The sequence below is a fragment of the Ruminococcus sp. CAG:330 genome (assembly GCF_000437175.1).
Lineage (GTDB): Bacteria > Bacillota > Clostridia > Oscillospirales > Ruminococcaceae > Ruminococcus_C.
Map to the genome: position 1 here is coordinate 8,624 of NZ_FR898049.1, position 10,019 is coordinate 18,642.

14 protein-coding genes and 1 tRNA gene are annotated in these 10,019 nt (G+C 54.2%); 8 read left to right on the top strand and 7 right to left on the bottom strand.

Annotated features, from left to right (window positions below; translation table 11 throughout):
• The 6 genes from QZL66_RS06020 to QZL66_RS06045 all read left to right on the top strand — a co-directional run.
• Positions 1–459 (top strand): hypothetical protein (locus tag QZL66_RS06020; RefSeq protein ID WP_293601902.1); only part of this gene is annotated, 459 nt, incomplete at its 5' end.
• Positions 453–650 carry a M23 family metallopeptidase gene (locus QZL66_RS06025; protein WP_293601903.1) on the top strand — a complete coding sequence of 66 codons (198 nt, stop codon included), beginning with the start codon at positions 453–455 and terminating at the stop codon, positions 648–650. The genes QZL66_RS06020 and QZL66_RS06025, both read left to right, overlap by 7 nt.
• Before the next feature lie 92 nt (positions 651–742).
• Positions 743–1,912: a S41 family peptidase gene (locus tag QZL66_RS06030; RefSeq protein WP_293601904.1), complete on the top strand. Its 1,170-nt coding sequence runs from the start codon at positions 743–745 to the stop codon at positions 1,910–1,912.
• A 281-nt stretch (positions 1,913–2,193) separates the two neighbouring features.
• Entirely contained in the window at positions 2,194–2,529 is a 336-nt protein-coding gene (locus QZL66_RS06035; RefSeq protein ID WP_293601905.1) for an STAS domain-containing protein, read from the top strand.
• Positions 2,526–2,972 (top strand): anti-sigma F factor, encoded by a 447-nt coding sequence (gene spoIIAB / locus QZL66_RS06040; protein ID WP_022410835.1) that lies wholly within the window; start codon positions 2,526–2,528, stop codon positions 2,970–2,972. The genes QZL66_RS06035 and spoIIAB overlap by 4 nt, the downstream gene beginning before the upstream one ends.
• The gene (locus QZL66_RS06045; RefSeq protein ID WP_022410836.1) at positions 2,957–3,625 is read left to right on the top strand and encodes a sigma-70 family RNA polymerase sigma factor; all 669 of its coding nucleotides are present in this window, start codon (positions 2,957–2,959) and stop codon (positions 3,623–3,625) included. Before spoIIAB ends, QZL66_RS06045 begins: the two co-directional genes overlap by 16 nt.
• A 4-nt stretch (positions 3,626–3,629) precedes the next feature.
• Here the strand turns inward: QZL66_RS06045 and QZL66_RS06050 are convergent, their stop codons facing one another.
• On the bottom strand, positions 3,630–4,286 hold the full coding sequence (locus QZL66_RS06050; RefSeq protein ID WP_022410837.1) for an HAD hydrolase-like protein: 657 nt from the start codon (positions 4,284–4,286) through the stop codon (positions 3,630–3,632).
• Position 4,287: 1 nt separating this feature from the next.
• Positions 4,288–5,205 carry a quinolinate synthase NadA gene (gene nadA, locus QZL66_RS06055; RefSeq protein ID WP_022410838.1) on the bottom strand — a complete coding sequence of 306 codons (918 nt, stop codon included), beginning with the start codon at positions 5,203–5,205 and terminating at the stop codon, positions 4,288–4,290.
• 430 nt (positions 5,206–5,635) lie between these two features.
• On the opposite strand from nadA, the gene QZL66_RS06060 reads away from it, so the two are divergent.
• Positions 5,636–6,316, top strand: coding sequence for an NUDIX hydrolase (locus QZL66_RS06060; RefSeq protein WP_022410839.1), 681 nt, complete (start codon positions 5,636–5,638; stop codon positions 6,314–6,316).
• On the opposite strand, the gene sfsA is transcribed toward QZL66_RS06060, so the two are convergent.
• From sfsA to QZL66_RS06085, 5 genes are all read right to left on the bottom strand, one after another.
• On the bottom strand, positions 6,311–7,006 hold the full coding sequence (sfsA, locus tag QZL66_RS06065; protein ID WP_022410840.1) for a DNA/RNA nuclease SfsA: 696 nt from the start codon (positions 7,004–7,006) through the stop codon (positions 6,311–6,313). The two genes, QZL66_RS06060 and sfsA, sit on opposite strands and share 6 nt — an antisense overlap.
• Positions 7,007–7,089: 83 nt before the next feature.
• Positions 7,090–7,166 (bottom strand) — tRNA-Arg (locus tag QZL66_RS06070).
• Between the two features lie 206 nt (positions 7,167–7,372).
• Positions 7,373–7,690: a hypothetical protein gene (locus QZL66_RS06075; protein WP_022410841.1), complete on the bottom strand. Its 318-nt coding sequence runs from the start codon at positions 7,688–7,690 to the stop codon at positions 7,373–7,375.
• A gap of 13 nt (positions 7,691–7,703) precedes the next feature.
• Positions 7,704–8,801, bottom strand: a complete 1,098-nt coding sequence (gene spoIIP / locus QZL66_RS06080) for a stage II sporulation protein P (RefSeq protein ID WP_022410842.1) — start codon at positions 8,799–8,801, stop codon at positions 7,704–7,706.
• Between the two features lie 19 nt (positions 8,802–8,820).
• Entirely contained in the window at positions 8,821–9,696 is an 876-nt protein-coding gene (locus QZL66_RS06085) for a polysaccharide deacetylase family protein (RefSeq protein ID WP_022410843.1), read from the bottom strand.
• An 82-nt stretch (positions 9,697–9,778) separates the two neighbouring features.
• Between QZL66_RS06085 and QZL66_RS06090 the strand changes: the two genes are divergently transcribed.
• Positions 9,779–10,019: HAD family hydrolase (locus QZL66_RS06090; RefSeq protein WP_293601906.1), on the top strand; the 241-nt coding region annotated here is incomplete at its 3' end.

Consider the following 10,019-nt stretch of genomic DNA (forward strand, 5'->3'; position numbering starts at 1 on the left):
GCCGAGGCAGCTGCTGCAGCACAGCGTCAGCAGGAGGCACAGCAGCAACAGCAGCAACAGCAGCAGAATAACAGCAGCTCAAACTCTAATTCCAACAGCAATAGTTCCGGCAATTCGAATTCCAATAGCAATAGCAGCAATAACAATTCCAGCAGCGACAATAACAACAGCAACACAACGCCCAGCACGGATAACAACAATAGCAGCGGCGGCAACAGCAGCGCTGGTTTTACATGGCCGTGCCCGGGGTTCTATACCATTTCCAGCGGCTATGAGTCACGTTGGGGTACATTCCACGGCGCTTTGGACATTGCCGGCGGAAACGACGGCGCAGCCGTTGTCGCTTCTCGTGGCCTTCTCGTGGCGGTACCGTTGTTGTGGCTGTCAGCGGATGCCCGCATAACTACGGCAAGTCCTCCAGCTGCGGCTGCGGCGGCGGCTATGGAAACTATGTGGTAATTCAGCACGACGGCACCTATTCCACGCTGTATGGCCATATGGCTTCTCTGACGGTTTCCGTTGGTGATACGGTAAGTCAGGGACAGACCATCGGCTACGTAGGAAGTACGGGATTCTCCACCGGTGCACATCTGCACTTTGAAGTTCGTGTCAACGGCAGCAAGGTAAATCCGGCAGATTATCTGTACTAATTTGTTCTGAATAACGGAAATTTGCATACAATAAAAGGGGACAGGGGAACAGATATCTCTCTGTCTCTTTTTTGTGAAAGGTTGTGGGAAAATTGGAAAAGAAACATGTGAAGATACGCAAGTCTGTGCTGCTGATGCTCTGTTGCCTGTGTGTGCTCCTGGCTGCGGGGACGGCAACCGGCGTGTTCTATGCGTTCCGAACCCAAAAGACATACGGGGAACTTGCGCAGCTGGCATCGGCGGTAAACACCAATTATTATACCGATGTGGATGAAGATGCGGTCATGGACGGCGCTATGAAAGGCTATGTGTCGGGGTTGGATGACCCCTATTCGCAGTACCGGACACCGGAGGAATACCAGACCTATCTGACGGACGAATCCGGTCAGATGGTGGGAATCGGCGTGACGGTGACACTTACCGAGGAAAATTATTTGCAGGTGGTTTCCCTGACAAAGGATTCTCCGGCGGAAAAAGCCGGCATTCAGGCGGACGACATCATTCAGGCGGTGGACGGAAAAGACGTTGCCGAGCTTGGCTATCAGGATGCTGTTCAGGCGGTGCGTGGAGAGCCGGACACCAAGGTGAAGCTGACGATTCAGCGAAAGACACAGACCTTGGAAGTGGAGGTCACACGGGCGAACATTGAAGTTGTCACCGCCTCCGGACAGATGCTGGACGGTCAGATTGGCTACATCCGCATCGATTCGTTTAAGGACAATACGCCGGAACAGTTTCAGGCGATCTATGACAAGCTGATTCAGGACGGCGCAAAGGCACTGGTTTTCGACCTGCGGGACAACGGCGGAGGTCTGGTGCGCAGCTTGGAGAAGGTGCTGGATCCGCTAATGCCGGAGGGCGACATTGCCGTGGCGACCTATCGGGACGGCACCACCAGAACGCTGGTGACTTCGGATGCGGAAGAGTGCGATCTGCCTATGGCAGTGCTGGTAAATGGAAATACAGCGAGTGCTGCGGAGCTGTTTGCAGCCTCTCTCCACGATTTCGGCAAGGGCAAAGTCATCGGAATGACGACGTTTGGCAAGGGCATCATGCAGAATACCCAGCAGCTTCCAAACGGCGGTGCACTGACGCTGACTGTGGCGAAATACCGTACCGTGCGTGGCGAATGCTACCACGGCGTTGGTATTACGCCGGATGCGGAAGTGGAAGCCGGCGAGGAAAAGGTGGATTATGACAATCCCAACAGCAAAACCGATCCGCAGCTTGCAGCAGCAATTCAGGCGGTTTCCGAACAGTAAACAATCTGAATAACCCGTAAACGGCTTCGTACAGTAACTTGTGCGAAGCCGTTTTTGCTGCCAAAAAAATTTTGGTTCTCTCCGCTGGTTTGACAAAATCTTTCGTGGAAATATCGTACAATAGGGATACTGCTTGTTTAAAGAGCCTGTTTCGCATCTTTTTCCGCACGTCTTTTCGGCAGATTTTGCCGGTGACTGCGTCAAAAATCCGCACATAAAAAGATACGGAACAAGCTCTAAGGGAAACGCAGAGATCAGGATGGAAAGGAAGCGGAAGGTGCGTGGCAGTTTTACTGGAAACCAAGGAGACGACATTGGTCGCCGTGCTCAGCGGTGAGATCGATCACCACTGTGCCAGACCTATGCGGGTGGAGATCGACGAGATGATCGAACAGGTGCAGCCCACCGTGTTGATTTTGGATTTTGGCGGTGTGACATTTATGGACAGTTCCGGAATCGGGCTAATTATGGGACGGCACCGCACGATGCAGGAGATTGGCGGAGAAGTTATCGTACAAAATCCGCCGCCGCACATTCGCCGTGTGCTGCGGATCTCCGGCATTGAGCGAATCGCAAAAATTCAGATGGATGCAGCTGGAAGGGGGAAAGAACTGTGAAAGTGTGCAATGGGGTGAAGTTTATTTTTCCGGCGATCTCTGAGAACGAGCGGACGGCACGGGCGGTGGTATCTGCGTTTTTAGTACAGCTGGATCCCACAGTGGAGGAACTGGCAGACATCCGGACGGCGGTCTCCGAGGCGGTGACCAATGCCATTGTCCATGGCTACCGGCAGAAGAGCGGTGACATTGAGCTACATATCAAACTGCTGGAAAATCGGGAGATTTACCTGCGCATCAAAGACCGTGGATGCGGTATTGCAGATGTGGAACAGGCGATGCAGCCGCTGTTTACCACAGCACCGGAGGAGGAGCGTGCCGGCTTGGGATTTGCGGTAATGGAGAGCTTTATGGATCAGCTTCAGGTGCGGAGCACGCCGGGACACGGCACAACGGTGACCATGCGAAAGAAGCTGGGGAGTCCGCTATGCCGCACGAAATAGCAGCGCCGCTTGCTGAGGAAAATCTGGGACTGGTGCATCTCTGCGCCAATCGGTTTCGGGGGCGTGGGGTGGAGTACGAGGAATTGTATTCCGCCGGCTGTGTGGGACTTCTGAAAGCGGTGCGGGCGTTTGACAGCAGCCGTGGCGTACAGTTTTCCACCTATGCGGTGCCGGTGATTCTGGGCGAGATCAAGCGGGTGTTTCGGGACGGCGGAGCGATCCACGTCAGCCGCGGACTGCGGGAGCGTGCCATGCGGCTGCAAAAACTTCAGGAGGTGTTCGAACAAACCCACGGAAGAACACCCACGCTCTCGGAACTGAGCGTGCTGGCAGATTGTACTGTGGAGGCGTGCGCACAGGCGCTCTGCGTCAGTCAGGCACCTTTGTCGCTGACACAGCAGAGCGATGGGGACGGGGAGCAGGACGGACAGCTGGACATTCCGGTGGAAGCGCCGGACCGCCGGATCGGCGATCTCCTCTCCCTGCGGCAGGAGATGGAACAGCTTGCGCCACGGGATCGCATGCTGCTGGAACTTCGTTATTTTCGGGAACTGACACAGACAAAGACGGCGCAGATTTTGGGGATGACACAGGTGCAGGTGTCACGGCGAGAAAAAAAGCTTCTCTCACAACTGAGAGAAGCTTTGAAATAGTGAATCAACTTAACAGATAATTCTGAAGCGCTGCTGTATCGGACACGATGCGGTCGGCGTGATACGCCTCCAGTTCGCCGTTCGGGGCATAGCCGTACGCCACACCAATGCAGGGGATACTGCAGGTGTGTGCGCCGATGAGGTCGTGTTTGCGGTCACCGACCATGACGGTCTGTGCCTGTTCCTCCGGGGTGAGGTGCAGCCGTTCCATGGCAAGGCGAATGATGTCCGCCTTGGTCTGGTCATCCCGCTGGATGTCGCTGCCGGCGATCACCTGAAAATACTGCGACAGATGGAAGTGCTCCATAATTTGCAGCGTAAAGACCTCCGGCTTTGAGGTGGCAACGGCGAGAACTGCGCCGGCGTCTCGAAGCGCTTGCAGCATCTCCGGAATGCCGGGATAGACGCTGTTCTCAAACATTCCGATTTTGCGAAAGCGGATGCGGTACTGTTCCACCGCAAAGGCAGCTCGTTCCGGATCCATGCCGCAAAATTCCTGAAAGGAGGTGAACAGTGGCGGACCGATAAAGGGATACAGCTTTGTTTCGTCCGGCTCCGGAATACCGCACTGTTCCAGCGCATACTGCACGCAGCGCAAAATCCCCGGACGGGAATCTGTCAGTGTGCCGTCCAGATCAAAGAGAATCCAAGGATATTTCACATTAACCTCCCATCGCAATCATGCGGTCAATACAGATGCGTGCCTTGGTGAGCGTGCGTGCATCCAGTGTGATTTCTGTGCCGGCTCCGTCGTGGAGACAGTGGTATACGTCCATGAGCGTAGTTGCTTTCATGTTCCGGCAGATCAGTCCTGCCGACAGGGGATAGAACTGCTTTTCCGGACAGCGGTACTGCAGTGTTTCAGCAATGCTGATTTCCGTGCCGATGATAAATTCCTTTTCCGGTGACTGCATAGCGTACTGCATGATGCCGGAGGTAGAACCCACGTAATCCGCCATGGCGCTGACTTTCGGGCTGCACTCCGGATGCACCAGAAGCAATGCCTGCGGATGCGCCTGTCTGGCGGCGAGTGCCTCTGCCTTGGAAACCGCAGCATGGACGGGGCATCCGCCCTGTACCAGCCGGATCTTCTTTTCCGGAAGCTGGAACTGGACATAAGCACCCAGATTACAGTCCGGCAGGAACAGAATTTTTTCGTTGCTCAGCTGGGATACGATCTTCACCGCAGAAGAGGAGGTGACGCAGACATCGCAGACTGTTTTCAACGCTGCGGTGGTGTTGATGTAGGCGACAACGGTATGGTCTGGGTGCTGCATCTTGAACTCCCGCACCTGTTCCCTGGTCATCTGCTCTGCCATAGGGCAGCCGGCATGGGGGCTGGAGAGAAAGACCTGCTTTTCCGGCGACAGAATCTTAACGGTTTCCGCCATAAACCGCACACCGCACATCAAAATATTTTTTTGAGGAACTTTTGCTGCCTTGACACTCAGCGCATAGGAGTCGCCTGTAAAGTCGGCGATCTCTGTAATCTCTGTCGCCTGGTAGCTGTGCGCCAGAACGCAAAAGTCCTGTTCCTTTTTCAATTGAAGGATTTCGTCCTGTATTTCTCGAATCTTCATCTGTTGTTTCATCTCCTGAGAACATGATTTGTGCCTGTGGAATAGGCTCAGTATACCATGCTGTGAAAAAATTGTCAAGCAAAATTCTCGGATTTTCTTGGGTTTGTGAAAAATGACGTTAAAACGATTCGGATAGTATCAGAAAAATAGAAATAAAGCTGAATTTTCCGGAAAGCTGTTGACACCCTCCGAAAAAATGTGGTACTATGGGTGCAGGAAAAGATAAGTGCAACGGAGGAAACAGCCATGTCCCATGCGTCATATTGTATCAAAGATTTTGAACAGCCGTCGGTTGCGGCGGATATTGTGGTATTTACCATTCGAAAAACGGACAACGATTCGCTTATCGTGAAACTGGCTTCTTCCAACGATGATAATGTGAAAAACGGAGTCCGAGAGCTACCGCAAGCTCTCCGCTGCCACCCTTTCTGTGCTGCTGGTCAAGCGAAAGGAGTGGCCGGAGGAGGGAAAGCTGGCGCTGCCAGGCGGGTTCTGCTGCAAGGAGGAGACCATCGAAGAGACCGCATCCCGAAAATTGCAGGAGAAAGCCGGCGTTACCGGCGTGCCCCTGGCACTGCTCTGCAATCTGTCGAAGCTGGGGCGGGATGAACGGGGTTGGATTATTTCCTGCGGATACTGGACGGTGACGGAGGTGTCCGGCACGACCATTGATCGGGAAAATGCCGCATGGTATGACATCGATTTTTCCCTGCAAAAGGAAGACGGCACGGCGACGCTGACGCTGACCGGTGATTCCGGAGAATCCCACACTCAGCATTTCCGGATCACCTTTGGAGAAGAACTGTACAACCAGAAGGCAGAGATCATATCGCTGGAAAAAAGTGAGCTTGCGTTTGACCATGCGGAGCTTCTGGTGCGGGCAATCCTGCGCTTGCAGGAGAGCATGGAAAAGCCGTATGCAGCCTTTCGGATGCTGCCGGAGCGATTTACGCTGACGCAGCTCCAGCAGATCTATGAGGTGATTCTGGGGGAGAAGCTGATCATGGCGAATTTCCGGCGCAAGATCAGACCATACGTGGAGGAAACGGCGGAGATGCAGACCGGCGCCGGTCATCGCCCCTCGCAGCTGTATCGGGTAAAGCGCTCATAACTGAATGGGAACGGGTGCATCAATGGTGATGGAGTCCGGCGTGACGATGCAGTCCCGTGCCAGAAGCGTAACGCCGGCAGCTGCTGCCCGCCGGAGTGCTTCGCCAAACTGCGGGTGCATGGCATCGTTGGGGCGAAACGCACGGATTTCTTTCATTTGAATGACCAGCAGCAGATACGCCGGAATCTCTGCCTGCTGGCAGGCGGTCAGCTCCTGCAGATGTTTGACACCCCGCAGTGTCGGGGCATCCGGAAACAGTGCAATGCCGTCCTGTTCCAGCGTAACGCCCTTGACCTCCAGAAAGGACTGGATATTGCCGTCCATGATGGAGAAATCGAAGCGGGAGCTGCCGTGAGTGACTTCACGGCGGAATACGGCGTTCGCAGAGAACAGTGAGCCGGTTTCCAGCCATTCCGCTGCGGCAGCGTTGGGAATCTGGGAGTCCAGATTGATGAGCAGAGGCGGTTTGCCCTCCCGCTGCTTTTCCACGGCGATCAGGTCATATTTTGTCTTGCGGTTGGGATTGTCGCTGCGGGAAAGATAGACGGTGCATTCCGGAATCAGCAGCTCCCGACATCTGCCGGTATTTTTTACGTGGACGATCTCCTCCTGTCCGCCGATGCGGACAACCGCAAGAAACCGGTTGGGACGGCTGCAAAATTGTCCCCGAATGACGCTGGCATATTGCACGGCAGTTTCTCCTTTCAATATCAGTAAAGTGTATAAAAAATTCCCCGTTCAACTTGACATTGAACGGGGATCTTTTGATGAACTGGTACGCCTGATGCGATTCGAACGCACGACCTTCAGAGTCGGAGTCTGACACTCTATCCAGCTGAGCTACAGGCGCATCCTAAAATCCGAGAAAAATATACGAAATTTTCCGCCGAGATTCCTGCAACTATTTTATTATAGCATATTCTCTTGAAAAATGCAAGGGGTTATGCTATAATTATCATAGAAATTCGAAAAAGATTTTCAGAGGTGAGAAAATACAGGAAGATCGGTTTCGAATGTTAAGTCTGCGAGTCGGTTTCGTGCGTTTTCATATGCGTTTCACGAATCGCTGATATCGCAGAGAAGCTGCCACAGCGTGACGGCAGCGTCACCGGCCGGCGAGAGCAGCACCTCTATTCCCAGAAATTCCGCCTCTGTCGGCGTGGACAGCTTGCCCTGCCAAACGGTTTCCGAAAGAGCGAGCCGGACGTTTCGGTCATTATCAACGGCGAGATGTGCCACGGCAATCGGCTCGTGGGTGAGTTTGTTGTGGGAACGGGTTTCTACGAGGAGGAAGCTCCAGAGGAACAGGCAGAAGATGCCATAGAGCAGAACGCCTGTGACGATTCGTTTCCATAAGGGCGTAGTTGCAGTCATTTTTGGGATTCTCCTATCGCTGTAATTTCAGCAGTGTCTGCGCCAGTGCCTTGCCGATGAGTTCGCCGGAGTACTGCGCCTGTTCCAGGGTGTTGCCGTGAGAGCCAACCTCTAAGAGCAGGCTGCCTGTGGTGAGATCTTGGTTGTACTTGCGGTAGTCGAACAGAATCGGGCGGGTGAGTCCGGGATACATGCCCTCCAGATTTCCCTGAAGCCGGCAGGCAAAGTGGAAGTTCTGGAGGTAGTTGGGCATTTCCATGGTGCCGTCATCGCATCCGGAGATAATCATGACCTGCGCTGCCTCCCTGCCATCGATCTCCACAATGGGCTGCGACAGCGTGTTGTCGCTCTGAATGGCATCCCGGTGGATGTCCAGAACCACACAGATGGAGGGGTACTGTTCCAGATACTGCTTCACTGTTTCGGCGCTTCGCTCGTAGGCGCCGTTGTAGGAGGGATAGTCATGGATGGTGGTGTCGTGGATGGTATGGATTCCGGCGGCTTCCAGCTGCTCTGTAATAGCATCTCCCACGGACACCATATTATACGCCGGATCTGTGGTGCGGTAATTGAAGCTGGGGTCGTACTCGCTGCGGACGCACGGTTCAAATGTCTCTGTGGTGTGGGTGTGCATGATGAGCACCTGCGGTTCGTCGCTGACTTGAATGGTAAACGCCGGCGCAAGTTCGCTTTCTGTCTGAAGTGCTGTGTTGGAGAGGGAAGTCTTGTTCTGCACCTGTCCGGCAGAGGACAGAGAGAAAAAGTTGTCGCCGGAATATGGCCCGTAGGATGTGCGGAAAATGCTGGTTTCTTCGCTGAGATTCCACTGTGTGGGATACGGCTTTTCGCCGGGGTCACTGCTGGGAACTTTAGCGTTTTGTGCGGTTTGGATGGCCTCCTGCGTTTCAGCGGTCCAGCCGTATCCTTCTGAGCGGACGTTCCAAACGGAACGCTCCGAAACGGCTCGCTGCGGTTCCCAGACCTCCCGCAATCGCATGGCAGAGGAACTGGTTCCGGCGTGGTTTTGTAGCCACAGAATCGTAGGAACGAGTCCTGCCACGAGAAGCAGACACGGGAAAATCCACTTTTTGGAATGACGTCGACGGCGCATTTTCTCAACTCCTTATGTTCTAGGGTTCCATTTGCAGCAGGCGTGCCATGTAGGTCTCTGTGCTGATTCCGCCCTCTCGATTGTAGCGGTTCAGTCCGTAGAGACAGGCAGGGTCACGTGTGATAAAATTGGGCTGTTCCAGACAGTTTAGCGTGATGAGGAATCCCGCCTCCTGTAATACCGGCCGGCTCTCCTCGCACAGGAAACCATAGGGATAGGCAAAGACAATGGGCTGTAAATGCAGCTCCTCCTGAAAGCGCGTTTGCAGGAGGTTCAAATCCTCCGACAGCGTCTGGCGGTATTCCTCCTCGGATTCCCAGGAGAGCTTGGCGCAGCCCTGCCGTTCCCGATGGCTGTGCAGCTGATAGGTGTGGTTCCCAAATTCAATGCGTGGCGAACGGCACATCTCTCGCATGTCATCCCAAGTCAGATAGGAGTAGTCGTCCTGATGCGGAGCATCCGGCGCATAGACATCGGTAAAAACACCCACCACGGAGATGACAGCGCACATGTCGTACTTTTCCAGCAGGGGAAGCACCAGACTGCTGTTGTTGTAGAATCCGTCATCCAGCGTAATGAGGACAGGATGCAGGGGCAGACTGCCGGTTCCGTTGGTGTATTCCACCAGAGCCTCGGCGGAAACTGCCTCGTAGCCGTGTTCTTTCAAGTAGCGGAGATCGGATTCCATGGTCTGGGGTGTCACACAAAATTGTGTTTCTGTCAGCTCTGCGACACTGTGGTACATCAGAACCGGCAGAAAAACGCCGTTCTGATGCTGTTCCACTGCGGCGAAGTGCTGCTTTCCGGCACGTGTCAGCCAGATGGCAGAGAGAATCAAAACCAGATCGAAGATGACATAGCGGAGAAATCGCCGGACATTCCAGCTGTGGTACATCACATTCTCACCTCCTCAATTCCAATGGTATGTGGCAGGCGGAGAAGATATCCCTGAGAGTCTGCCGAGAAAGGAAAAAATTATGATACGAATGCTTGCACTGGATTTGGACGAAACCACCCTGCGTTCTGACGGCACTATATCCCTGTATACGATGCAGACACTCCAGCGTGCCGCAGCGCAGGGTGTGATTCTTGTGGCAGCAAGCGGCAGACCGCTGCGCTCGCTGCCGGAGCATTTGCAGGCGTGCGGTGTGCGCTATGCGGTGGTTTCCAATGGCGCTGCGGTTTATGAACTGGAGGGGGAACAACTGCTGCGGCAGC